The sequence below is a fragment of the Motilibacter rhizosphaerae genome (genome assembly GCF_004216915.1).
GTDB lineage: Bacteria > Actinomycetota > Actinomycetes > Motilibacterales > Motilibacteraceae > Motilibacter > Motilibacter rhizosphaerae.
Map to the genome: position 1 here is coordinate 118,329 of NZ_SGXD01000005.1, position 23,522 is coordinate 141,850.

Annotated in this window: 18 protein-coding genes and 1 tRNA gene; 13 read left to right on the forward strand and 6 right to left on the reverse strand. The window is 75.2% G+C overall.

The window, feature by feature from the left end:
• The first annotated feature begins 174 nt into the window (after window positions 1–174).
• The 5 genes from EV189_RS17295 (at window position 175) to EV189_RS17315 (ending at window position 7,914) form a co-directional block, all read left to right on the forward strand.
• Window positions 175–2,769 (forward strand): amidase family protein, encoded by a 2,595-nt coding sequence (locus EV189_RS17295; RefSeq protein ID WP_130494252.1) that lies wholly within the window; start codon window positions 175–177, stop codon window positions 2,767–2,769.
• A 175-nt stretch (window positions 2,770–2,944) separates the two neighbouring features.
• Window positions 2,945–3,631: an ABC transporter ATP-binding protein gene (locus EV189_RS17300; protein WP_130494253.1), complete on the forward strand. Its 687-nt coding sequence runs from the start codon at window positions 2,945–2,947 to the stop codon at window positions 3,629–3,631.
• Window positions 3,632–3,633: 2 nt separating this feature from the next.
• On the forward strand, window positions 3,634–6,093 hold the full coding sequence (locus tag EV189_RS17305) for an ABC transporter permease (protein WP_130494254.1): 2,460 nt from the start codon (window positions 3,634–3,636) through the stop codon (window positions 6,091–6,093).
• Between the two features lie 74 nt (window positions 6,094–6,167).
• Window positions 6,168–7,400: a glycoside hydrolase family 3 N-terminal domain-containing protein gene (locus EV189_RS17310; RefSeq protein ID WP_130494255.1), complete on the forward strand. Its 1,233-nt coding sequence runs from the start codon at window positions 6,168–6,170 to the stop codon at window positions 7,398–7,400.
• A 34-nt stretch (window positions 7,401–7,434) separates the two neighbouring features.
• Window positions 7,435–7,914: a phage tail protein gene (locus EV189_RS17315; protein WP_130494256.1), complete on the forward strand. Its 480-nt coding sequence runs from the start codon at window positions 7,435–7,437 to the stop codon at window positions 7,912–7,914.
• A 67-nt stretch (window positions 7,915–7,981) separates the two neighbouring features.
• Here EV189_RS17315 and EV189_RS17320 read toward each other — a convergent pair.
• Window positions 7,982–8,066 (reverse strand) — tRNA-Leu (locus EV189_RS17320).
• A gap of 87 nt (window positions 8,067–8,153) precedes the next feature.
• Between EV189_RS17320 and EV189_RS17325 the strand changes: the two genes are divergently transcribed.
• Window positions 8,154–9,497, forward strand: a complete 1,344-nt coding sequence (locus tag EV189_RS17325) for a M20/M25/M40 family metallo-hydrolase (protein WP_130494257.1) — start codon at window positions 8,154–8,156, stop codon at window positions 9,495–9,497.
• A 7-nt stretch (window positions 9,498–9,504) separates the two neighbouring features.
• Here EV189_RS17325 and EV189_RS17330 read toward each other — a convergent pair whose 3' ends face one another.
• Window positions 9,505–9,690, reverse strand: a complete 186-nt coding sequence (locus EV189_RS17330) for a DUF5703 family protein (RefSeq protein ID WP_130494258.1) — start codon at window positions 9,688–9,690, stop codon at window positions 9,505–9,507.
• Between the two features lie 76 nt (window positions 9,691–9,766).
• Here EV189_RS17330 and EV189_RS20490 point away from each other — a divergent pair, with 76 nt between their 5' ends.
• Entirely contained in the window at window positions 9,767–10,105 is a 339-nt protein-coding gene (locus tag EV189_RS20490; RefSeq protein WP_231116521.1) for a hypothetical protein, read from the forward strand.
• Here EV189_RS20490 and EV189_RS17340 read toward each other — a convergent pair whose 3' ends face one another.
• The gene (locus tag EV189_RS17340) at window positions 10,106–11,062 is read right to left on the reverse strand and encodes a hypothetical protein (protein WP_130494259.1); all 957 of its coding nucleotides are present in this window, start codon (window positions 11,060–11,062) and stop codon (window positions 10,106–10,108) included.
• Between the two features lie 3 nt (window positions 11,063–11,065).
• The gene (locus EV189_RS17345; RefSeq protein ID WP_130494260.1) at window positions 11,066–11,989 is read right to left on the reverse strand and encodes an aldo/keto reductase; all 924 of its coding nucleotides are present in this window, start codon (window positions 11,987–11,989) and stop codon (window positions 11,066–11,068) included.
• Between the two features lie 58 nt (window positions 11,990–12,047).
• Here EV189_RS17345 and EV189_RS17350 point away from each other — a divergent pair, with 58 nt between their 5' ends.
• Genes EV189_RS17350 through mshC form a run of 5 tightly spaced genes read left to right on the forward strand, consistent with a single transcriptional unit; the run spans window position 12,048 to window position 16,195 of the window.
• Window positions 12,048–12,881: an undecaprenyl-diphosphate phosphatase gene (locus EV189_RS17350; protein WP_231116522.1), complete on the forward strand. Its 834-nt coding sequence runs from the start codon at window positions 12,048–12,050 to the stop codon at window positions 12,879–12,881.
• Window positions 12,881–13,552 (forward strand): histidine phosphatase family protein, encoded by a 672-nt coding sequence (locus EV189_RS17355; RefSeq protein ID WP_130494261.1) that lies wholly within the window; start codon window positions 12,881–12,883, stop codon window positions 13,550–13,552. The genes EV189_RS17350 and EV189_RS17355 overlap by 1 nt, the downstream gene beginning before the upstream one ends.
• Window positions 13,553–13,579: 27 nt before the next feature.
• Window positions 13,580–14,131: a DUF3090 family protein gene (locus EV189_RS17360; protein WP_130494262.1), complete on the forward strand. Its 552-nt coding sequence runs from the start codon at window positions 13,580–13,582 to the stop codon at window positions 14,129–14,131.
• 10 nt (window positions 14,132–14,141) lie between these two features.
• Window positions 14,142–14,948, forward strand: coding sequence for an SCO1664 family protein (locus EV189_RS17365; protein ID WP_130494263.1), 807 nt, complete (start codon window positions 14,142–14,144; stop codon window positions 14,946–14,948).
• Window positions 14,949–14,971: 23 nt separating this feature from the next.
• On the forward strand, window positions 14,972–16,195 hold the full coding sequence (mshC, locus tag EV189_RS17370) for a cysteine--1-D-myo-inosityl 2-amino-2-deoxy-alpha-D-glucopyranoside ligase (protein ID WP_130494264.1): 1,224 nt from the start codon (window positions 14,972–14,974) through the stop codon (window positions 16,193–16,195).
• 7 nt (window positions 16,196–16,202) lie between these two features.
• Here the strand turns inward: mshC and EV189_RS17375 are convergent, their stop codons facing one another.
• Together EV189_RS17375 and EV189_RS17380 are read right to left on the reverse strand one after the other, a co-directional pair.
• A complete protein-coding gene (locus tag EV189_RS17375) occupies window positions 16,203–18,998 on the reverse strand; it encodes a hybrid sensor histidine kinase/response regulator (RefSeq protein WP_130494265.1) in 2,796 nt (931 codons plus the stop codon).
• Between the two features lie 6 nt (window positions 18,999–19,004).
• Window positions 19,005–19,877, reverse strand: a complete 873-nt coding sequence (locus tag EV189_RS17380) for a PAC2 family protein (RefSeq protein WP_130494266.1) — start codon at window positions 19,875–19,877, stop codon at window positions 19,005–19,007.
• A gap of 109 nt (window positions 19,878–19,986) precedes the next feature.
• Between EV189_RS17380 and metH the strand changes: the two genes are divergently transcribed.
• Complete coding sequence (gene metH / locus EV189_RS17385) at window positions 19,987–23,457, forward strand: methionine synthase (protein WP_231116523.1); 3,471 nt, start codon at window positions 19,987–19,989, stop codon at window positions 23,455–23,457.
• Window positions 23,458–23,522 lie beyond the last annotated feature (65 nt).

Below are 23,522 nucleotides of genomic sequence, written 5' to 3' on the forward strand. Positions count from 1 at the left end.
CGGTAGCCCAGCACGACGAGGAGCCGTGGTCCCCCGGGGCCACGGCTCCTCCGCGTCCCGGGTCGTTACGGTCCGGACCCGGTGGTGCAACGATGGAGAAACCGCCGGGGGAGACGGTTCCGAGGCCGCGACCAGCAGGGTCTGCCGGCACCTCAGGACAGGAGTCCCCCCTCCATGCCACACCCCTCTCCCCGCCGCAGGCGCGCGGCGGCGCTCGGCTGCGCGCTCGCGACCGCCGGGCTGGCGCTCACCGCGGTCCAGCCCGCCGCGCGCGCCACGACGACCGTGAAGGACGACGACGGCGTCATCACCTGGGACGTCAACGACGCCTCCCGCGGCGACGTCGACGACGGCTCGATCGCCACGGGCGGAGCGCCCTTCCAGAACGGCAACGGGACCAACCCCTTCGACGGCTTCGGCGCACTGCGCACGACGGTGAGCGGGCGAGGCGTTACCGCTGCCGCCTCGGGCAGCGGCCACATCCTGCGCGGCTTCGGCCTGACCTACGACGGCGTCGACGGCTGGGTGACGACGGCGCCGGTCACCCTCGGTGGCGTGCGCTTCTCCCGCTCGATCCTCGTGGACCCGACCCACCACTGGACGCGCTACGTCGACACCGTCACCAACATCGCCTCCCGGCCCCGCAAGGTCCGGGTCTCGTTCGGCGGCGGCGTGGGCTACAGCACCGCGGGGTTCCCCGTCAGCCTCATGTCCCAGGGCGGCGCGCACCCGGCCGACTGGACGTACGTCGCCGCCACCTCGAGCGGCGACGCGCACCTCGCGACCGACGACTCCTGGGCGGTCATCTCCGACAGCGTCGACGGCACCGCCGCGAAGCCCGCGAAGCACGGCCCGCGGGGCGTGCTCACGGGGCGCGCCGATGCGTACTCCGACTTCCGCTTCGCCAGCAGGGTGTTCTCGTCGTCGTACGCCCAAGGTCCTCGGCAGGGGGAGGCCGACTACCTCGGGGTGGACAACACGCTGAGCCTGTCCGCGGGGCGCACTGCGAGCGTCGTGCACTTCGTCACGGCAGCCGCGCCCGAGAAGACGGCGACGGCCGGGCAGCAGGCGGCCGTGGTGCAGGGCGTCCTCCAGTCCCTGACTGCTGCGCTGCCCCTCTCCGACCTCACGCCGGCCGCACTGTGCACGGTGGCGAACCTCGACGTGACGTCCGTGGCGGGCTACGACGCCGCGACGTGCGCGAAGCAGGTCCCGCTGGGCCCGACGGCCCAGCCCCCGGTGGTGCCGCCCACGACGACCTCGCGCTACCCGGTCGCCGAGAAGACCGTCGCCCAGATGCTCGCGGACATGGCCGCGGGCCGGACGACGTCGGTGGCCATCACCCAGGCCTACATCGACCGCATCGCGGCGTACGACCGTGGGCAGTCGGGTCTCAACTCCTACCTGTACCTCGACGTCGCGCACGCGCTCGCGGAGGCTCGCGCCGCGGACGCCGCCCGCGCGAAGGGGGCGACGGGCGCCCTGCTCGGCATCCCCGTGGCGCTCAAGGACCTCTACGACACCAAGGACATGCCGACCACCGGTGGCTCGCTGGCCCTGGCAGGCAGCCGTCCGACCACCGACGCGACCGCCGTGGCCCGGCTGCGCGCGGCGGGTGCGGTCATCCTCGGCAAGCTCAACCTCTCGGAGTTCGCCTGGAGCGGCAACTACAGCCAGAGCGGCGTGGGGGGGAGCACGTACAACCCGTACGACACCGACCGTTCGGCCGCGGGGTCGAGCGGCGGGACGGGCGCGTCGACCGCGGCGAGCCTGAACGCGTTCAGCATGGGCACGGACAGCTGCGGCTCCCTCCAGGGCGTCAGCGGCGTGACGGGGCTCGACACGATCCGCGCCACCCGCGGGCTCACGAGCCTCGCCGGGGTCTTCCCGCTCGAGGGCTTCCAGGACAGCGCCGGCCCGATGACGCGGAGCATCACCGATCTCGCCACCGCCCTGACCGTGCTCGCGGGCACGGACAGCAAGGACGCGCTGACGGCCAAGGCGACGGCGCACGTCCCCGCCGGTGGCTACACGACGTTCCTCAAGGCGGGAGCGCTGTCCGGCAAGCGGCTCGGCTACCTCGACTACTTCCCCAGCCAGTACGCCGACGCGGCCGTCTCGACGCACTTCTCCGGCGTGCTCGCGAAGCTGAAGAGCAGCGGCGCCACCGTCGTGGACGTCACGAGCGGCTTCAACGCGGCGACGAGCAAGCGCTCCACGGCGTACTACGCCTCGGGCGTGTGGAGCTCGGCGCACTACCGGCACGACATCAACGCGTTCCTGGCCGCGAACAAGGGCTTCACGGTCAAGGACGTCAAGCAGATCGCGGCCAGTGGCAAGGCGATCCCGTTCCTGCAGTCGGCGCTCGAGGCGGCGGCCAAGGCGAAGGACCCGTCGGCGGCTGACCTGGCGAAGACCGCGGCGGCCAAGAAGGCGCTCGCGGGGGCGATCGAGGGGTTCATGAAGGCGCACCACCTCGACGCGCTCGTCTACCCGACCAACGCCGACGACCCGGCGATCGCGGACGGTGACCGCGGGTTCAACCAGAACTGCCAGATCAGCGCCGACAGCGGCCTGCCCGGCGTGACGGTCGCCACCGGCACCGACACCCACGGACTGCCCGTGGGCCTGGAGTTCCTCGGTGCCTCGTGGACCGACGGGCAGCTCCTCGGCCTGGCGTACTCCTACGAGCAGCACGCGAAGGGCACGACGGTCGGGCGCAAGGCCCCGAAGGGCTACGGGAACCTGGCGTACGCGCGGGTGTCGTAGCGCTGGCTACCGGCCTGGGGTGGGGGAGACCCCACCCCAGGTCTGCCGGGTGGCTCGATGGTGTGGCGCGGCGGAGGTCCATAGCGTCGAAGGCGTCCTGAAGTCGTTGTCTGCGAGGCCTTCCATGCGTACCCGACTCCGCCCCCAGCCGGTCGTCCCCGCCACGTCGGCGGTCATGACCGTCCCGCCCCAGCGGCGCCCGGCCGTCGTCCTCACCGACGTCACCCGCGTCCACCCGGGTGGCGTCCGTGCGCTCGACGGCGTCTCGCTCGTCGTCGAGCGGGGCAGCTTCCTGGCCGTGATGGGCCCGTCCGGCTCCGGCAAGAGCACGCTCATGCACTGCGCCGCGGGGCTCGACGTGCCCACGAGCGGCTCGGTCGAGGTGGACGGGGTCGCGGTGCAGCGGCTCGACGAGACCGCGCGTGCGGTGCTGCGCCGCGAGCGCGTGGGGTTCGTCTTCCAGTCGTACCACCTGCTCCCCTCGCTCTCGGTGCGGGACAACATCACGCTGCCGCTGCGCCTCGGGGGCCGCACCGTTGATCCCGCGTGGCTCGACGAGCTCGTCGAGCGGGTGGGGCTCTCCCACCGGCTCGACTCGCGACCCGGGGAGCTGTCCGGGGGCCAGCAGCAGCGCGCGGCACTGGCGCGCGCGCTCGTCACCCGCCCCGCGGTGGTGTTCGCCGACGAGCCGACCGGCGCGCTCGACTCCACCACGGCGCAGCAGGTGCTGCGGCTGCTGCGCGAGCTCGTCGACGACCTGCACCAGACGGTCGTCATGGTGACCCACGACGCCGGAGCCGCGGCCCAGGCCCACGAGACCGTCGTCATGCGCGACGGGCGCATCGTCGGGGCGGTGGCGTAGTCGTGTGGCGCCTCGGTCTGGACCTGGCCCGCCGACGCGTGCTCGCGCTGCTCGCGGTCGTCGTCGCCGTGCTCGGCGGCGTCGCCCTCGTGACCGCGACCGGCGTGCTCGCCGAGTCGGGGCTGCGCTCGCACGTCCCCGCGGGTCGGCTCGCGGGTGCAGGTGTGGTCGTGACCGCACCGCAGGGCGTCCCCGCGACCCTGCCGGCCCGGCTGGCCGCCGTCCCCGGCGTGACGGCCGCGGTCGGTGACGTCAGCCTGCCCGCGGCCGTGCTGGACAGGGTCGGGAAGCCCGTCGCCGCAGGCGATCCTGCGGTGGCGGGCCACGGCTGGTCGTCGGTGCAGCTGCTGCCGCACGCGGTGGTCAGCGGTTCCGCGCCGCATGCGGAGGACGAGGTGGCCCTGGACTCCGCGACCGCCACGGCCGCCGGAATCCGCGTGGGTGACCGCGCCCGGCTCGTGGTCGTCGGCGTGCCGACCGAGGACCGGGTCACGGCCGTCGTCCGCACCGGCGTACGCGGCATCTGGCTCAGCGACGCGACCGCTGCGGCGCAGCGGCCCGGGACCGTCGACCTCGTCGGCCTGCGGGTCGGCCACGGCGGCGCGGAGCGCGTGCGCCGCGAGCTCCGCGGGTCAGGCCTCGAGGTCCTCACCGGCGCGGCGCGGGGCGACGCAGCCACGCCGACAGCGGTCGGCAGCCGCTCGATGCTGCTCCTGCTCTCCTCGTCGCTGGCCGGTGTGCTGCTGCTCGTCATCGGCTTCGTCGTGGCTGCCGCCCTCGGGGTCGCCGCCAGCGCGATGCGCCCGGAGCTGTCGCTGCTGCGAGCGGTGGGCGCGACGCCCCGGCAGGTCCGGCGCCTGCTCGCCCGCCAGGCGCTCGCCGTCTCGGCCCTCGGCGTGCTGCCGGGAGCGGCCCTGGGCTACCTGCTGGCCGGCGCGCTGCGTGCCCGGCTCGTCGACCTCGGGCTGCTCGACTCCACGCTGCCGTTCAGCTGGAGCCCGCTGCCGGCGCTGCTCGCGGTGGTGCTCGTGCTGGGCACCGTGCACCTCGCCGCGCTGGCCGCCGGGTGGCGCCCGTCCCGGCTGCCCGCGGTCGACGCGGTGGCGTCGGCGAAGGCCGAGCCGCGTACGCCGTCGCGGGTGCGCGCCGGCATCGGTGCCGCGCTCGTGCTCGGCGCCACGGTCCTCGCGGGGTTCCCCCTGGCCGTCCGCACCGAGGAGGGCGCGGCGGCCACCTCCGTGGCCGGGCTGCTCGCCGTCCTCGGCCTGCCGCTCGTCGGCCCGCTCGTCGTGCAGCGGCTGGCCACGGCGCTCGCGCGGCGGCTGCCGCGGCGTACCCCTCCGGCGGGGTGGCTGACGGTGACGGGGACGGCAGGGAGCCCCCGCCGCGCGACGAGCGCGGTCACCAGCCTCGCGATGGTCGTCGTCCTCGTCCTGACCTACGTCCTCGTGCAGACGACGCTGTCCACCGCGGCGTCGCGCGACCTGTCCCGCGGCACCCTCGGCGATGCGGTCGTCACCGCGCCGGGCGTCGGCGGGGTCGGGGCCACCGCGGTCGAGACGCTGGCCGCGACGCCGGGCGTGCGCGCCGCGGTCCCCGTCTCCTCGACGACCGTCACGCGGACGTACGACGAGCTGGGCGACCCGACGACCGAGGCCGAGTCGGCCCTCGTCCTGCCCGCGCAGGCGGGCGCGGTGCTCGACCTCGGAGTACGCCGGGGCAGCCTCGCGGACCTGCACGGCGCCACTGCGGCGCTCTCGACGGACGCGGCCCGGTCCTCGGGCGTCGAGGTGGGGGAGCAGGTGCCGCTCCAGCTCGCCGACGGTGCGCGGGTGCAGGCTCGCGTCGTCGCCGTCTACGCACGGGGACTGGGCTTCGGCCCGGTGGCCGTCTCGGCGGACCTGGCGCGCGGCCGCCGCGTGCCCCTCCTCGCCGAGCGGGTGCTCCTCCGCACCGACGGCACCGTGGCGACGCGTACCGCGCTCGGGCGCACGGTCGCGGCGCTCCCCGGCGCCGTGCTCTCGGCTGCGGGCCCGGCCGGTGGTGCGGACACGCGGACGGAGGCCGACGCGAGCAGCGGGCTGAACCTCGCGACGCTGGTCGTGCTGCTCGGCTACCTGCTGCTCAGCATCGCCAACCGCATGGTCGCGGCCACCGTGCAGCGGCGCCAGGAGGTCGCGCTGCTCCGCCTGGTGGGAGCAACCCCGGCGCAGGTGCGCGCGGTGCTGCGCGGGGAGAGCGCGCTGGTCGCGGCCGCCGCGGTGGGAGCCGGGCTGCTGCTCAGCGCGGTGCCGCTGGGGCTGCTCGGGGTCGCGTTCCTCGGCCGTCCGTGGGCGGCCGGCCCGCTCTGGCTGCTGCCCGCCGTGGTGGTCGGGGTGGCGGCGGTGGCCCTGGGGACGACCGAGCTGCCGCTGCGGCGGATGCTGCGCGCCCCGGCCTCCGCTGCCCTCGCCCGTGAGTGAGTCCGGCCGACGGAGGCACGCCCGCTCGCTACCGTGGCGGGCGTCGCCCACCGCCTCGCGTCAGGACCGCCCGCATGCCCCTGCTGACCCGCCGAGCCCTCGTGCCGGCCGCCGCGGCGGCCGCCCTGCTGGCGGCGTGCACATCGGCCCCGGCCACGAGCACGGCACCCGCGAGCTCCCACGCTGCGCCGGCGGCTGCGCCCCCCGGCGGCCTGGACGACGCGCACCTCGTGGGTCAGCTGCTCGTCGCGCTGGTCTACGGCAGCGGCCCGACCACGGTGACCCCTGCGCAGCGGGCGGCGAACCTCGCGCTCTACCGGGAGCCGACGCCCGCGGCCGTGGTCCGGCGCTGGCACCTCGGCGGCGTCATCCTCCTGCAGCGCAACGCGCTCGACGCCGCACGCCTCGGCCTCGCCACGGGCAACCTGCGCAGCGCCGCCCAGCTGCGCCGGCTCACCGCCGGGCTCCAGGCGGCCGCCCGCGCCGACTCGGGCCAGCCGCTGCTCATCGGCACCGACCAGGAGGGCGGCCGGGTCCAGCGGATCCCGTTCGTCGCGCGCCGCCCGTCGCAGCTCTCCCTCGCCCACCTGTCGCCCGGGACGCTCACCTGCTCGTACGCCCGGCTGGGCCGCGAGCTCCGCGCCCTCGGCGTCAACCAGGACTACGCCCCCGACGCGGACGTCGTCCGCAGCACGAGGGGCGTCATCGGCGACCGCAGCTTCGGGCCCGGGGCGGCGCTCGACGCCCGCGACGTCGTCGCCGCGACGAAGGGGCTGCAGTCCGCGGGGGTGCTCGCGACGCTGAAGCACTGGCCGGGCCACGGCGCGACGGAGGTCGACTCGCACGTCGCCCTGCCGACGCTGCGCCAGACGGTCGCGCAGTGGACCGCGGTCGACCGGGTGCCCTTCGCCGCGGCGGCACGGACCGCCGGCGCCGTCATGGTCGGGCACCTCGCCTTCCCGGCGCTCGACCCGAGCGGTCGTCCCGCCTCCCTGTCCCCGCAGCTGGTCGCCGGGGCGCTGCGCCGGGACCTCGGCTTCCGCGGTGTCACCGTCACCGACTCGCTCTGGATGGAGCCGGTGCGCGCGGCCGGCACCAGCGCGCAGGTCGCCCTGCGGGCGGTCGCGGCGGGGGAGGACCTCCTGCTCGAGCCGCCGGACGTCCCCGCCGTGTCGGCCGCCCTCCTGCACGCCGTCAGGACCGACCCACGGGTGCGGACGGCGGTGCAGCAGGCCGTGCGCCGGATCCTCGCCGCCAAGCGGCTCGTGGCGAGCCCGGCGGAGGGCGCCCGAGCCGTAGGGTGCTGACCGCCTGCACGCCCCCACGCCCTCCGGAGGTCCCGTGACGTACGTCGTCGACTTCACCACCGTCTCGACCACGGGGCTCGAGTCCTCGCCGGTCGCGGACGCGCTGGCGGGTCTGCGGGCCAACGAGGCCCGCTACTACAAGAACAAGTTCGACCACGACTTCGCCGTCGAGCCGGCCGCCGACGCGGCCGACGTCGTGGCCTGGGTGCACGGCATCCTCGCCAGCGAGCGCGACCTCGTCATCTCCTCGACCCCGCTGGAGGCCACGGCCTTCGAGGTGGACGGCACGCGGATGGCGTACGTGTTCTACGAGTCCGGTCTCTCGATCAACGTGATGTACACCCTAGAGGACAGCGGCAAGCGCGCCGTCGGGTTCAAGCTGTCGGACGGGATGGAGGTGCCCGGGGAGCTGGCCGACCGGTTCAAGTTCGCGCGGCAGAAGTCCAAGCTGGCAGGGACGATCCGCGGCTCGTACTTCGTCATCAAGGGCTCGCACTGGCCGCCCGCGGCCTGAGCTCGCCCCGAGCCCGCGAAGAACGACGCAGGGCCCGGCGACCGGAGTCGCACGGGCCCTGCTGGTGTGTCCGAGGGGGGACTTGAACCCCCACGCCCGTTAAAGGGCACTAGCACCTCAAGCTAGCGCGTCTGCCATTCCGCCACCCGGACAAGGTGGACCACGGACGAGCGCCTCGCAGCGCCCGCGTGCCCGCGGCGAGAAGGAACGATACCAGCAGCATGCGGCAGGATGACGCCATGGATGCCGTGACGCCCGCGACCGCCGACGCCGCCCGCCCGACCGTCGACCCCGCCGACGAGGTGGTCGCGCTCTGCAGCGAGCTCATCCGCATCGACACCAGCAACTACGGCGACGGCTCGGGCCCGGGGGAGCGCAAGGCCGCCGAGCGGGTCGCCGAGCTGCTCGCCGAGGTGGGGCTCGACCCGCAGATCGTCGAGAGCGACCCGGGCCGCGCGAGCGTCGTCGCCCGTGTCGAGGGGACCGACCCCGGCCGGACCGACGCGCTGCTCGTCCACGGCCACCTCGACGTCGTGCCGGCGCAGGCCGACGACTGGCAGGTGCACCCGTTCTCCGGCGAGGTGCAGGACGGCTGCGTGTGGGGCCGCGGCGCGGTCGACATGAAGGACATGGACGCGATGGTGCTGGCGGTCGTCCGCGACCGGCTGCGCCGCAACGACCGGCCCGCCCGCCCGCTGGTGCTGGCCTTCCTCGCCGACGAGGAGGCCAGCGGCGTACGCGGTGCGCACTTCCTCGCCGACCACCACCCCGAGCTGTTCGAGGGGTGCACGGAGGCCATCAGCGAGGTCGGCGGCTTCTCGATGACGCTGGGGGACAAGCGCTTCTACGCCGTCGAGACCGCGGAGAAGGGACTCGCCTGGATGCGGCTGCGCGTCCAGGGGCGCGCCGGGCACGGCTCGATGATCGCGACCGACAACGCCGTCACCGAGCTGTGCAAGGCGGTCGCCCGGCTCGGCGAGCACCAGTGGCCGATCCGCATGACGAAGACCGTGCGGACCTTCCTCGAGATCCTCAGCGAGGAGACCGGGCTGCCCTTCGACCCCGAGCACCCCGAGCAGGTGCTGCCGCACCTCGGCGAGCTCGCCCGCATCGTGGGGGCCACGCTGCGCAACACGACGAACCCCACCGTGCTCCAGGCGGGATACAAGGCCAACGTCATCCCGCAGGAGGCCGTGGCGCAGGTCGACGGCCGCTTCCTCCCGGGCTACGAGGACGAGTTCTTCGCCACCGTCGACGAGCTGCTCGGGCCGGGCGTCACGCGCGAGTCCGTCGCCCACGACATCGCGGTGGAGTCCGAGCCCAGCGGCCCGCTGTGGGAGCGGATGGAGGCGGCGCTGCTCGCCGAGGACCCCGGCGCGCGGGTGCTGCCGTACTGCCTGTCGGGCGGCACGGACGCCAAGTCCTTCGCCCCGCTGGGGATCGCCTGCTACGGCTTCGCGCCGCTGCGCCTGCCGGCGGACCTGGACTTCTCCGGGATGTTCCACGGCATCGACGAGCGGGTGCCGGTCGACGGCCTGCAGTTCGGCGTCCGGGTGCTGGACCGCTTCCTCGGGAGCCTCTGAGCGCGGCTCAGGCGGTGCGCACGGCCTTGATCACGCGGCGGCGCAGCTCGATCTTTCGCCGGCCGTCGGCGTAGAGCCGCAGCCGGCGCAGCTCCCAGTGGCCGAGCTCAGCCTGCTCGACCAGGAAGGCCCGAGCCTCGTTGCGGCTCGTGCCCCTGGGCAGGTGGACGGTCCGGGTCTCCCACTCACGCACCCCTCCACGATAACGAGGGACGACGAGCGGGCGACCGCTGAGCACCAGCGCGGCCTGAACGGGTAGCGTGCGCACCGTGTCCGCACCCGTGCCTCCCCGCCGGCCGACCCACCCCCGACCCCCCGCGGAGGCCGTCCGCGGCACCGCACGCGCGTTCGTCGCCGCGATCGAGCGCCACCTGCTCGTCGTGGAGCACCGCAGCGGCGAGGCCGACCCCAAGGTCGCCGCCGCCTTCAACGACCTGCGCACGGCCTTCCTCGACTACGAGGACGCGGTCTACGAGGCCTACGACGAGGTGCTCCCCTTCGAGGTCCTCGAGGACGAGGACGACATCGACCTGGACGACGACGACGAGGACGACGAGCTCGACGACGACGAGCTCGAGGAGATCGACGACGAGGACGACGAGGACTAGCTAGCCCTCGCGCAGCAGCGCCGCCAGCCGCGTACGCCGGGGCCGGGCCGCCCGCGCCGCCACCGCCCGGGGCAGCTCGGCGCCCAGCCCGGTCACGAGCGAGACGTGCACCCGGGGGACCGCGAGGGCGGTGACGAGCAGCTCGCGGGTCGCGCTGCCGGCGGCCGAGGGCGGCAGCACCAGCACCAGCGCCTCGCTGCGGGCGCCCGCGAGCTCCCCGACCGTGCGCACGGGGACGCCCAGCTGCTCGTCCAGCGCCCGGGCGGTGCGCCGGCGCAGCGTCACGACGTCCGGGGCGCTGCCGAACGCCCTCGGCACCGAGACCGCCACCAGCTGCCCCGTCCGGTGCGCAGCCTCCTCGTCGGACGAGACCGGCACGACGACGACGCTGCGCGCGTCGTCGGCGAGCTCGGCCGGTGGGGGGAGCGCGCCGCGGCGCACACCGGCGCGCAGCCGGTCGAGCGCGCTGGCGAGCGGCAGCTCCACCTGCTCCACCTCGACCGCGCCCGAGGCGACGAGGTCGCGGAGGACCTGCCCGGGGCCGGCGGGGAGCGCGGCCGGGTCGCCGCGCAGGTCCAGCTCGCCGCCGTCGTCGACCTGCTCGAGCGTCGCCGCCGCGTCCACGAGCCCCAGCCGGTGGGCGTCGCCGGCAGGGTCGACCACGACGCGCAGCCGCCCCTCGGTGACCAGCAGCCGCTCGACCTGCTCGGCGGCCTCCTCCTCGGCGAGCGCCACCTCCGGCAGCGCGAGGACGCCGTCGTCCACCAGGGCGGCGTCGTCCTGCTCGAGCGCGGCGCGCAGGGCCGCCGCCGGGTCGGCGACGTCCAGCGCCGCCAGCGCGCTCAGCGCCACGGGAGCGGGCATCCAGGTGGAGCCCGCGACCGCCTCCCGCTCGAGCAGCCAGCGCACGAGCAGGCGGCCCCGGTCCGGGCCGGGGGGTGGCAGCGGTCCGGGCACGGGCTAGGGCGCCGAGACGTCGTCGAGCGCCGCCACGATCGCGCCCGGCAGGGGGGCCGCGGCGTCCGCGGCCAGGACGGCGCGCAGCTGCTGCGGCGTACGCGGCCCGACGACCGCGCTCGCGAGCTCCGGGCGCGACCAGAGCCAGCCGAGGGCGGCGGTGAGCGGCGGGACGCCGAGGCCCTCCGCGGCCGTCGCGAGCGCGTCGACGACGGAGCGGGGGCGCCCGCGGAGCAGCGGCTCCACGCGCTCGGCGAGGTGGGTCGAGGCCGCCCGCGAGTCCGAGGGCACGCCGTGGCGGTACTTGCCGGTGAGCACCCCGCCACCGAGCGCTGCGCCGCCCAGCACGCCGAGGCCGAGCTCCGCGCTGGCGGGGACGACGTCCTGCTCGGCCTCCCGCTCGGCGAGGGACCAGGGGACGGCGGCCGCCACGAGCGGCGCGCGGCGCAGCGCCTCCTGCCAGGTCACCGAGCGGGCCACCTGCCAGCCCGTGCAGCCGGCCAGCCCGACGTACGCCGCCCGGCCGCTGGCGACGGCGGCGTCCGCCGCGGCGAGCGCCTCGTCGAGCGGGACCCGGCTGTCCCAGCCGTCGAGGAGCAGGAGGTCGACGTCCGGGGTGCCGAGCCGCTGCAGGGAGGCGTCGAGCGAGGCGAGCAGGCCGCGCCGGGAGCGGTCCGCCCCGCCGGCGCGCGTGACGAGCAGCACGTCGTCGCGGGGGACGCGGCCCGCGAGCAGCGCGCCGAGCACCGCCTCGGCGGCCCCTTCGCCGTACGCGGGGGAGGTCTCGACGAGCGTGCCGCCCGCGTCGAGGAACGCGCGCGCGAGGTCCGCGGCGTCGAGCTCGTCGGTGTCGCGACCCCAGGTCAGCGTCCCGAGCCCGAGCCGCGAGACCCGCAGCCCGCTGCGGCCGACCTGGCGCTGCTCCACGGGCCCGGAGCCTAGTCGGTACGCTGCGCCGCGAGCCGTCCCCGACACGAGGAGCCCTGTGTCCGCCACGCTGTCCTGGATCGACTCGGCCGTGCTCGGGGTGGTGGAGGGGCTCACGGAGTTCCTGCCCGTCTCGTCCACCGGCCACCTCACCGTCGCCGAGAGCATCCTCGGGCTGAAGGTCGACGACGACGCCATCACGGCCTTCACCGCGGTCATCCAGGTGGGCGCGATCCTCGCGGTGGTGCTCTTCTTCCGCAAGGACATCGTCCGCATGGTGCTCGCCTTCCTGCGCGGCCTGCGCGACCCCTCGGCGCGGACGGACCCCGACTGGCGGCTCGCGGTCTACGTCATCGCCGGCACGATCCCGGCGGGCGTGCTCGGGCTCGCGGCCAAGCCGCTGGTCGAGGGCCCGCTGCGCAGCCTGTGGGTCGTGGGGATCTCGCTCATCGTCTGGTCCGGCGCCATGTGGTGGGCGGAGCGGGTCGGCCGGCAGGACCGCGGGGAGCAGCAGCTGACGCTGCGCGACGGGGTCGTCGTCGGGGTCTCCCAGCTGCTGGCCGTGCTCTTCCCGGGCGTCTCGCGCTCGGGCGCGACGATCAGCACCGCGCTCTACCTCGGCCTCGACCGGGTGGCCGCCACCCGCCTGTCGTTCTTCCTCGCGATCCCGCTGCTGCTCGCGGCCGGCGGCCTCGAGCTGCCCAAGGCGACCGACGTCGGCGCCGGCAAGCTGCTGCTCGGCACCGTCGTCTCCTTCGTCGTCGCGTACGCCGCGGTGGCCTGGCTGCTCCGCTTCGTCGCGAGCAACTCGATCGCGAAGTTCGTGCCCTACCGCGTGGTCGTCGGCGTCATCGTCCTCGTCTCGCTCGCGGCCGGCTGGCTGGACGCCTGATGGCGCTGCTCGTCCTCGTGCGCCACGGGCGCACGACCGCGAACGCGTCGGGCACCCTCGCGGGCTGGACGGAGGGCGTCGGCCTCGACGACACCGGCCGGGAGCAGGCCGCGCGCACGGCCGCCCGGCTGGCCGGGACCCCGCTCGCCGCGGTCGTCTCCAGCCCGCTGCAGCGCACCCGCGAGACCGCCGCGGCCATCCTCGAGGGGCGCGAGCTCGAGGCGCGGCTCGACGACCGGCTGGGGGAGTGCCACTACGGCGAGTGGACGGGGCGCCCGCTGGCCGAGCTGGCGAAGGACCCGCTGTGGCCCGTCGTGCAGCAGCAGCCGAGCGCGGTCCGCTTCCCCGGCGGGGAGTCCCTGCGCGAGGTGCAGCACCGCGCGGTGGCCGCCGTGCGGGAGCTCGACGAGGAGCTCGGCGAGCAGGCCGTCTGGGTCGCGGTCTCTCACGGCGACGTCATCAAGGCCGTGCTCGCCGACGCGCTGGGGATGCACCTCGACGCCTTCCAGCGCATCGCGGTCGATCCGGCGTCGGTGTCCGTCGTCCGCTACACCAAGGAGCGGCCCTACGTGCTGCGCGTCAACGACAGCGGGGACGACCTGTCCTGGCTCGGCCGCACCGACCCGGCGCCGACCTCGGCCCCCGTGGGCGGCGGCGCCGGGACGGCCTGAGCGCTCCGCGCTATAGGCTCCACTGCCGTGCCCCGCCGACTGTTCGAGTACGACCCGCCCGAGCGCTTCGTCGCCGGGACCATCGGCGAGCCGGGCTCGCGGGAGTTCTACCTCCAGGCGAGCGGGTTCGGCCGCGTGACCACCGTCGGGTTGGAGAAGCAGCAGGTCGCCGCCCTCGCCGAGCGCGTCGACGAGCTGCTCGACGAGGTGCTGCGGCGCACGGGCGGCACCGCCGCCGTGCCGGCGGTCGCCCCCGCGGAGCTCGAGGACGACGAGCCGCTCGAGCTCCCCGTCGACGAGGAGTTCCGCGTCGGGACCATGGCGCTGGCCTGGGACGCCGACACCGACCAGGTGGTCGTGGAGGCGCAGGAGGTGGGCGCCGACGACGACGAGGAGCCCGCCGACGAGGAGGACGGCCCGTCGCTGCTGCGCGTGCGCATGTCCGGAGGCGCGGCGCGCGCCTTCGCCAAGCGGGCGGCCGCGCTCGTGGCCTCCGGCCGCCCGCCGTGCCCCTTCTGCGGGCTCCCGCTCGACCCCGCCGGGCACGTCTGTCCGCGCGCCAACGGCTACCGTCGCTGACACTGGCTGCATGACCGCTCTCGACCTGGACAGCGCGCTCACCCTCCTGCGCACGGGGGAGATCGAGGTGCAAGGGCGGATGGTCGACGCCTCCAACGCCACGCTGTACGGCGCGATCACCGCCGACGGCGTCGAGGCCCACTGCGTCTACAAGCCGGTGGCGGGGGAGCGGCCGCTCTGGGACTTCCCCGACGGCACCCTCGCCGGGCGCGAGGTCTCGGCGTTCCTCGTCTCGCAGGCCGGCGGGTGGGGGGTCGTCCCGCCCACCGTCCACCGCGACGGCCCCTTCGGGCCCGGCATGGTCCAGCTGTGGATCGAGGCGGACGCCACCGTCGAGCTCGTCGACGTGGTGCGCCGCGGTGCGCTGCCGCGGGGGTGGCGCGCGGTCCTCGACGCCCGTGACGCCGGCGGCGAGGCCGTGCTGCTCGCCCACGCCGACGACGAGCGGCTCCGCTCGATGGCGGTCTTCGACGCCGTCGTCAACAACGCCGACCGCAAGGGCGGCCACATCCTGCCCACCGGCTCCGGACCGGCGGACCCCGTGCACGGCGTCGACCACGGCATCTGCTTCAACGCCGACGAGAAGCTCCGCACGGTCCTGTGGGGCTGGGCCGGGCAGCGGCTGCGCGAGGAGGACCGGGAGGCGCTGGTCCGCGTGCAGGAGGCGCTCGACGGCCCGCTCGGGGAGGCGCTCGCCGGCCACCTGACCCGTACCGAGGTCGCGGTGACGGGACGGCGGGTCCGCCGCCTGCTCCGGGAGGGCGTCATGCCGATGGCGTCGGAGTCCTGGCCCGCCATCCCGTGGCCGGCCTTCTGAGCGTGCCGGGCTAGCATCTCCCGGTGCACCCCTGGCCGGCTCCTGCCGTTCCCGCCCTGCCCGGACGCGGCTCGCAGCTGGTCCTCCACGACTCGGCCACCGGGACCCGGACCGCCGTCGGCGGAGGCGAGCGCTCACGGCTCTACGTCTGCGGGATCACGCCGTACGACGCCACCCACCTCGGGCACGCCGCGACCTACGTCGCCTTCGACCTGGTCCAGCGGGTGTGGCGCGACGCCGGCTCGACGGTGTCCTACGTGCAGAACGTCACCGACGTCGACGACCCGCTGCTCGAGCGCGCCGCCGCGACCGGCGTCGACTGGCGCGACCTCGCGGCGCGCGAGACGGCGCTGTTCTGCGAGGACATGGCCGCGCTCGGCGTGCTGCCGCCGGACCGCTACGTCGCCGTGACCGAGGTCGTGCCGCAGATCGCCGAGGCCGTCGCCCGCATGCTCGAGGGCGGGAGCGCCTACCGGCTCGACGAGGACGTCTACTTCGCCGTCGACTCCGACCCGGCGTACGGCGGGGTCGCCCACCTCGACGACGCGACCGCGCGGGCCCTCTCCGCCGAGCGCGGCGGCGACCCCGACCGCCCGGGCAAGCGCGGGCCCCTCGACCCGCTGCTGTGGCGCGGCGAGCGGCCGGGCGAGCCCGCGTGGGACTCGCCGGTCGGCCGCGGCCGCCCCGGCTGGCACGTCGAGTGCACGGTGATCGCGCTGTCCTGCCTCGGCGGCGGGTTCGAGGTGCAGGGCGGCGGGCGCGACCTGGTCTTCCCGCACCACGAGATGAGCGCCTCGCACTCCCACGCGCTGGGCGAGGAGTTCGCGCAGGTCTACGCCCACGCCGGGCTGGTGGCCTACGAGGGCGAGAAGATCTCCAAGTCGCGCGGCAACCTCGTCCTCGTGTCGCGGCTGCGGGCGCAGGGCGTCGACCCCGCCGCGGTCCGCCTGGCGATCCTCGCCCACCACTACCGCAGCGAGTGGGAGTGGACCGACGAGGTGCTGGCCGAGGCCGTCGCGCGGCTCGGCCGCTGGCAGGCGGCGCTCGGCCGCAACGAGGGGCCCGACCCGGAGCCGGTGCTCGCCGGCGTGCGCGCGGCCATGGCCGACGACCTCGACGCGCCCGCCGCGCTCGCGCTCGTCGACGACTGGGCCGCCCGGGCGGTCGCGGGCGAGGGGGAGCAGGTCCCCGGCGCGCCGGGGCTGGTGGCCCGGACGGTCGACGCGCTGCTCGGGGTCCGGCTCTAGCCCCCGCTCACCACCCGGCGCTGGCGCCCTGCTCCTCGGCGGCGGCGTCCTCCGGCAGCGACGCGACGAGCGCCTCGACCGCGCCGACCGCCTCGGCGGCGAGCGCGAGCACCTCGCCGACGACGACGGCCGGCTCCGCGGTGCCGACCAGGGCCTCGGCGGCGGCGCACGCGACGGCGAGCCGCGCCGCCCCGAACGACCCGCTGCTGCCTCTGAGCTTGTGCAGCGCCGGCGCGAGCCCCTCGGGGTCGCCGTCGGCCAGGCCGCGCAGCCGCTCGGCCGCCGTGGCGAGGTTGCGGCCGAACCCCTCGTAGAGCTGGCGCATCTCCCCGGTGCCCAGCGCGGTCATCTCGCCGACCGTGCGGGGGTCCAGCACCCCGGCGTACGCCGCCTCCGGCTCCCAGCGCCACTCCGCGGTGGTCCCGTCCGGCTCCGCGCCCTGCTGCGCGGCGCCGCGGGTGTCGGCGATGCGGGAGAGCGCGGCCGCCAGCACCTCGAGGCGCAGCGGCTTGGCGAGGAAGGAGTCCGCACCGGCGCGCAGGAACGCCTCGCGGTCGGTCGCGAACGCGCTCGCGGTGACCGCCACGACGTGCGGCTGCCGCCCGCCGAGCCGCCGGATCTCGGCGGTGGCCTCCAGCCCGTCGAGCACGGGCATCTGGCCGTCCATGAGCACGACGTCGTAGTCGCGGGTGCGCACCGCCTCCACCGCGGCGGCGCCGTCGTCGACGAGGTCGGCGTCGTGCCCGAGGCGCGCGAGGTACGCCCGCATGAGCTCCTGGTTGACCGGGTTGTCCTCGGCGACCAGGACGCGCAGGGGCTCGTCGGCCCGGCCGAGCCCGGCGCCCGCCCCGCTGCCCGTGCCCGCGTCGACGGTGTTCGCGATCGTGCGCCGCAGCTTGAGCGGGCGCACCGGCTTCTGCAGGCGCGCCGCGAACAGCGGTCGGTCCAGCGGGCGCACGGCGGCGGGGCTGCTGAGCAGCAGGCACACCGGCCGCGTGCCCTCCGGCCGGCGGGCGAGCTCGCGCGCCACCTCGATGCCGTCCATGCCGGGCATGTCGGAGTCGAGCAGGACCGCGTCGATGCGTCGGCCGGCGGCGGTCTCCGCGGCGTACGCGGCGAGGCCGCCCGGGCCGTCCTCGGCCGTCAGCACGACGGCGTCGGCGGCCTCGAGCTGCGTGCGCAGGATCTGCAGGTTGGTCTCGTTGTCGTCGACCACGAGCAGCCGCAGGCCCGCCACCGAGGTGCCGTCCGCGCTGCGCCAGCGGCTGGGCGCCGCCGGGATGGGCAGCCGCACCATGAAGCACGAGCCCGCCCCGGGCTCGCTCGCCACACGGATCGCGCCGCCCATGGCGGTGACGATCCGCGAGGTGATCGCCAGCCCCAGCCCGGTCCCGCCGAACAGCCGCGTCGTCGACGCGTCCGCCTGGCGGAAGGGCTCGAAGAGCACGTCGATGCGGTCGGCGGGGATGCCGATGCCGGTGTCGCGGACCGCGACCTCGACGGTGCCGTCGCGAGCCTCGACCAGCGCCACCACGACCTGGCCGCAGCTGGTGAACTTGAGCGCGTTGCCGACGAGGTTGACCAGCACCTGGCGCAGGCGGCCCTCGTCGCCGACGACCCAGACCTCGTCGTAGGCCCCCAGGTCGACGAGCAGGTCGAGCCCGCGCTCGGCCGCCTGCACGGCGAACAGCTCGGCGACCGTGAGCAGCGTCCCCGCGACGTCGAACGGCACCGACTCGAGCTCGAGCTCGCCGGACTCGATCTTGGAGAAGTCGAGGATGTCGTTGATGAGCGTGAGCAGGCTGTCCCCGCTGGTGGCGATCGTGCGGAGGTGGCGGCGCTGCTCCTCGGAGGCCTCGCCGGCCAGCAGCAGGTCGGTGAGCCCGAGGACCGCGTTGAGCGGCGTACGGATCTCGTGGCTCATCGTCGCGAGGAACGCGGCCTTCGCCTGGCCGGCGCGCTCGGCGTCCTCGCGGGCGCTGATGAGGGCGTTCTCCCGGGCGTGGACCAGGCCGCGCTCGACCTGCAGCGCGACCGCCAGGGCGTTGACGTCGCGGCCGATGTCCTGGACCTCGAGCGGTCCGGCCAGGGGGACGCGGGCAGCGAGGTCGCCCTCGGTGAGCGCGGCGAGCCCGTGGCGCAGGTCCTGGACGGGCGGCAGCACCTCCCGGCGCAACCGCCGGCCGGAGCGCACGACGAACAGCCCGGCGAGCAGCGCCACGACGAGCTCCGCCGCAGCGGCGACGGCGACGGCCGTCCGCTCGTCGCGGAGCGCGCCCTCCCGGCGCTGGAGCGCCGTCGTCCGGACCGCGGTCTCCGTGGTGCGGTAGCCGTCGAACAGGTGCTTGCCCTGCAGCAGCAGCGAGGTCAGCGCCGTACGGTCGGTGAGGTCCGGCTGCGCGCGGAGCACGGGGTCGGACCAGCCCGCGTGCCAGGCCGCGCGTGCGGTGCGCATGGCCTGCACCTCGCCGCTGGTGCGCCGCTGGCCCGCGACGAGCCGGCCGAGCTGCGCGTCCAGCGCCGCTTCCCGGGCGCGCCCCGAGGCGTAGGGCTCGAGGAACTGCGGGTCCCGGGTGAGGAGGTAGGCCCGCAGGCCGGTCTCCTGGTCGACCATCGCGGTGTGGCCGTCCTGGAGGACCTGGACGACCTCGTCCTGCCGGTCGACGGCGGGGGCGATGCGGAGGAGCACGACGGCGGCGGCGCTGGTCCCGATGAGGACGGCCGCGACGAGGGCGGCGACCCCCACGTGCAGGGGCCGGGCGAGCAGGTCGCGCAGGGGGCGCGCTGGTCGCCGGTCGGTCACGCCGCCCTATCGGCCGGGGTCGCGGGGACCTGAGGCGCCGGGGCCGCGGCGGCGCAGGTAGCGCTCGAACTCCCGCGCGATGGCCTCGCCGCTCGCCTCCGGCAGCTCGGCGGTGTCCTTCGCCTCCTCGAGGGTGCGGACGTAGTCGGCGACCTCGCTGTCCTCGGCGGCGAGCTCGTCGACGCCGTGCTCCCAGGCGCGGGCGTCCTCGGGCAGCTCCCCCAGCTCGACGCTGAGGTCGAGCAGGTCCTCGACCCCGCGCAGCAGGGCGAGCGTGGCCTTCGGCGAGGGCGGCTGCGCGACGTAGTGCGGCACCGCGGCCCACAGCGAGACCGAGGGCATGCCCACGCGCCCGGCGCGCTCCTGCAGCACGCCGACGATCCCGGTCGGCCCCTCGTAGCGCGAGACCTCGAGGTCGAGCTGCCGGGCGAGGCCCTGGTCGGTGGCGGTGCCCGTGACGGGGATGGGCCGGGTGTGGGGGGCGTCGGCGAGCAGGGCGCCGAGCGTCACGACCATCTCGACGCCGAGGTCGGCGGCGACGGCGAGGATCTCGTCGGTGAACGCGCGCCAGCGCATGTTGGGCTCGATGCCGCGCAGCAGCACGACGTCGCGCCCACTGCCGGGCAGCCGCGCCCAGGAGAAGCGGCTGGTCGGCCAGGTGACCGTCCGCTCGCCCTCGGCGTCGACCGAGACCATGGGGCGGTTGACCTGGAAGTCGTAGTAGTCGTCCGGGTCGATGGCCCCGAGCGGCACCGCCTGCCACACCTGCTCGAGGTGCTCCACCGCGCCGGTGGCCGCCTCGCCGGCGTCGTTCCAGCCCTCGAAGGCGGCGATGAGCACGGGGTCCACCAGCTCGGGGACGCTCTCGAGCTCGATCACGCGCGACTCCTCCACCGGCTGCCAGGAGGCTCCAGCCTACGCGCGTGCGCGCCGCCGGGGTGCCCCCGCGTACCCTGGGGTGTCGTCCTCGAGGAGCCTGGAGGCCCGCGTGACCCGTCCCCCCTCGCCCCTGCGGCAGGCGCTCGCGGAGCGCGTCGTCGTGGCCGACGGAGCGATGGGCACGATGCTGCAGGCGCAGGACCCGACCCTCGAGGACTTCGCGGGGCTCGAGGGCTGCAACGAGGTGCTCAACGCGACGCGACCCGACATCGTGCGCGGCGTGCACGACGCGTACTTCGCCGTCGGAGTGGACTGCGTCGAGACCAACACCTTCGGCGCCAACTGGTCCGCCCTCGGCGAGTACGACATCAGCGACCGCATCTACGAGCTCTCCGAGGCGGGTGCCCGCATCGCCCGCGAGTCGGCCGACGCGTGGAGCACCGCCGAGCAGCCGCGCTGGGTCATCGGCTCGATCGGTCCCGGCACCAAGCTGCCGACCCTCGGCCACACGACGTACGCCGTGCTGCGCGACGCCTACGAGCAGAACGCCGCCGGGCTCATCGCCGGCGGCGCCGACATGCTGCTCATCGAGACCGCGCAGGACCTGCTGCAGGTCAAGGCCGCCGTCGTCGGGGCCAAGCGGGCGATCGCGGCGGCGGACCGCGACATCGTGCTGTACGCGCAGGTGACGGTCGAGACGACCGGCACGATGCTGCTCGGCTCGGAGATCGGCGCGGCGCTGACGGCGATCGAGCCGCTGGGCGTCGACGGCATCGGGCTCAACTGCGCGACGGGCCCGGCGGAGATGAGCGAGCACCTGCGCCACCTCGCGCGCCACGCCGGGGTCGCGCTGTCGTGCATGCCCAACGCCGGCCTGCCCCAGCTGACCGCCGACGGCGCCCGCTACCCCCTCACGCCCGCCGAGCTGGCCGACGCGCACGACGCCTTCACCCGGGAGTACGCCCTCTCCCTCGTGGGCGGTTGCTGCGGCACGACGCCGGAGCACCTGCGCCAGGTGGTCGAGCGGGTGCGCGGCCGCGCCGTCCCGGAGCGCCAGCCGGCCCGCGAGCCGGGCGTGGCGAGCCTGTACACCGCCGTGCCCTTCCGCCAGGACACCTCCTACCTCTCCATCGGCGAGCGCACGAACGCCAACGGCAGCAAGGCCTTCCGCGAGGCGATGCTGGAGGGGCGCTGGGACGACTGCGTGGAGATCGCGCGCGACCAGACGCGCGACGGTGCCCACCTGCTCGACGTCTGCATCGACTACGTCGGGCGCGACGGCGTGGCCGACGTGCGCGAGGTCGTCAGCCGCTTCGCGACGTCGAGCACGCTGCCGCTCGTCATCGACTCCACCGAGCCGGCCGTGGTCGAGGCGGGTCTGGAGCTGCTCGGGGGGCGCGCGGTCGTCAACAGCGTCAACTACGAGGACGGCGACGGGCCGACGTCGCGGTTCGCGCGGATCATGCCGGTCGTCAAGGAGCACGGCGCCGCCGTCGTCGCGCTCACCATCGACGAGGAGGGCCAGGCCCGCACCGCCGAGCACAAGGTGCGGGTCGCCGCGCGGCTCATCGAGGAGCTGACGGGCACCTGGGGGATGCGGGTCGAGGACATCGTCGTCGACACGCTGACGTTCCCCATCGCCACCGGCCAGGAGGAGACGCGGCGCGACGCGCTGGAGACGATCGAGGCGATCCGCGAGATCAAGCGGCGCTACCCCGGCGTGCAGACGACGCTCGGGCTCTCCAACGTGTCGTTCGGGCTCAACCCGGCCGCCCGCATCGTGCTGAACTCCGTGTTCCTCCACGAGTGCGTGGAGGCGGGGCTCGACTCCGCGATCGTGCACGCGGCGAAGATCGTGCCCATGGCGCGGATCCCCGAGGACCAGCGCCAGGTCGCGCTCGACATGGTCTACGACCGCCGGCGCGAGGGCTACGACCCGCTGCAGCGCTTCCTCGAGCTGTTCGAGGGCGTCGACGCGGCCTCCGTCCGCGCCACCCGCGCCGAGGAGCTCGCCGCGCTGCCGCTCGAGGAGCGGCTGCAGCGCCGCATCATCGACGGCGAGCGCAACGGCCTCGAGGCCGACCTCCAGGCCGCGCTCGACTCCGGGCTCACCGCCCTGCAGGTGGTCAACGAGCACCTGCTCGGCGGGATGAAGGTCGTCGGCGAGCTGTTCGGCAAGGGCGAGATGCAGCTGCCCTTCGTGCTGCAGAGCGCCGAGGTCATGAAGACCGCGGTGGCCTGGCTCGAGCCGCACATGGAGAAGACCGACGACTCCGGCAAGGGCACGATCGTGCTCGCCACGGTCAAGGGCGACGTCCACGACATCGGCAAGAACCTCGTCGACATCATCCTGTCCAACAACGGCTACGACGTCGTCAACATCGGCATCAAGCAGCCGGTCTCGGCGATCCTCGAGGCCGCCGAGCAGCACGACGCCGACGTCATCGGGATGTCCGGGCTGCTCGTGAAGTCGACCGTGATCATGAAGGAGAACCTCGAGGAGATCAACGGGCGCGGCACCGCCGCGAAGTACCCCGTGATCCTCGGGGGAGCGGCGCTCACCAGGGCGTACGTCGAGGAGGACCTGGCCGCGGTCTACGAGGGCGAGGTGCGCTACGCGCGCGACGCGTTCGAGGGCCTGCGCCTCATGGACGCGATGATCGGGGTCAAGCGCGGCGTGCCCGGCGCGAAGCTCCCCGAGCTGCGGCCGCGCAAGGTGACCGGCGCGTCGCTGCAGCTGACCGAGCCCGAGGACATGCCGGCCCGCTCGGACGTCGCGCTCGACAACCGCGTGCCGGAGCCGCCGTTCTGGGGGACCCGCATCGTCAAGGGGATCCACCTCGCCGACTACGCGTCCTACCTCGACGAGCGCGCGACGTTCATGGGCCAGTGGGGGCTGAAGTCCTCGCGCGGCGATGGCCCGTCCTACGACGAGCTCGTCGAGACCGAGGGGCGGCCGCGGCTGCGGATGTGGCTCGACCGCATCCGCTCCGAGGGCCTGCTCGAGGCCGCGGTCGTCTACGGCTACTTCCGCGCCTGGAGCGAGGGCGACGACCTCGTCGTCGCGGGCGAGGACGGCGGGGAGCTCGAGCGCTTCACGTTCCCGCGCCAGCGCCGCGACCGTCACCTGTGCCTGGCGGACTTCTTCCGGCCCAAGGACTCGGGGGAGACCGACGTCATCGCCTTCCAGGTGGTGACGATGGGCTCGCGCGTCAGCGACTTCGCCAACGAGCTGTTCGCGGCGAACGCGTACCGCGACTACCTCGAGATCCACGGGCTCTCGGTGCAGCTGACCGAGGCCCTGGCCGAGATGTGGCACGCCCGCATCCGCGAGGAGCTCGGCTTCGGCGGCGAGGACGGCCCGCTGCACGAGATGCTGCGCGGCCAGGCCTACCGCGGCTCGCGCTACTCATTCGGCTACCCCGCGTGCCCCGACCTCGAGGACCGGGCGAAGCTCGTCGCGCTGCTCAGGCCCGAGCGGATCGGCGTCAGCCTGTCCGAGGAGCTCCAGCTGCACCCGGAGCAGTCGACCGACGCCATGGTCGTGCACCACCCCGAGGCCAAGTACTTCGGCGTCTGACCCCCGAGACTCCCCGTGATCATGCAGATCCTGGGGGACGTCCCCAGCCCGAGCAGCGCCGCTCA

Bases quoted from the DNA above. Each gene is read 5' to 3' on its own strand.
- EV189_RS17365 (WP_130494263.1), top strand. From the start codon at position 14,142: ATGACCGCTCTCGACCTGGACAGCGCGCTCACCCTCCTGCGCACGGGG.
- EV189_RS17310 (WP_130494255.1), top strand. From the start codon at position 6,168: ATGCCCCTGCTGACCCGCCGAGCCCTCGTGCCGGCCGCCGCGGCGGCC.
- EV189_RS17355 (WP_130494261.1), top strand. From the start codon at position 12,881: ATGGCGCTGCTCGTCCTCGTGCGCCACGGGCGCACGACCGCGAACGCG.
- EV189_RS17295 (WP_130494252.1), top strand. From the start codon at position 175: ATGCCACACCCCTCTCCCCGCCGCAGGCGCGCGGCGGCGCTCGGCTGC.
- EV189_RS17325 (WP_130494257.1), top strand. From the start codon at position 8,154: ATGGATGCCGTGACGCCCGCGACCGCCGACGCCGCCCGCCCGACCGTC.
- EV189_RS17300 (WP_130494253.1), top strand. From the start codon at position 2,945: ATGACCGTCCCGCCCCAGCGGCGCCCGGCCGTCGTCCTCACCGACGTC.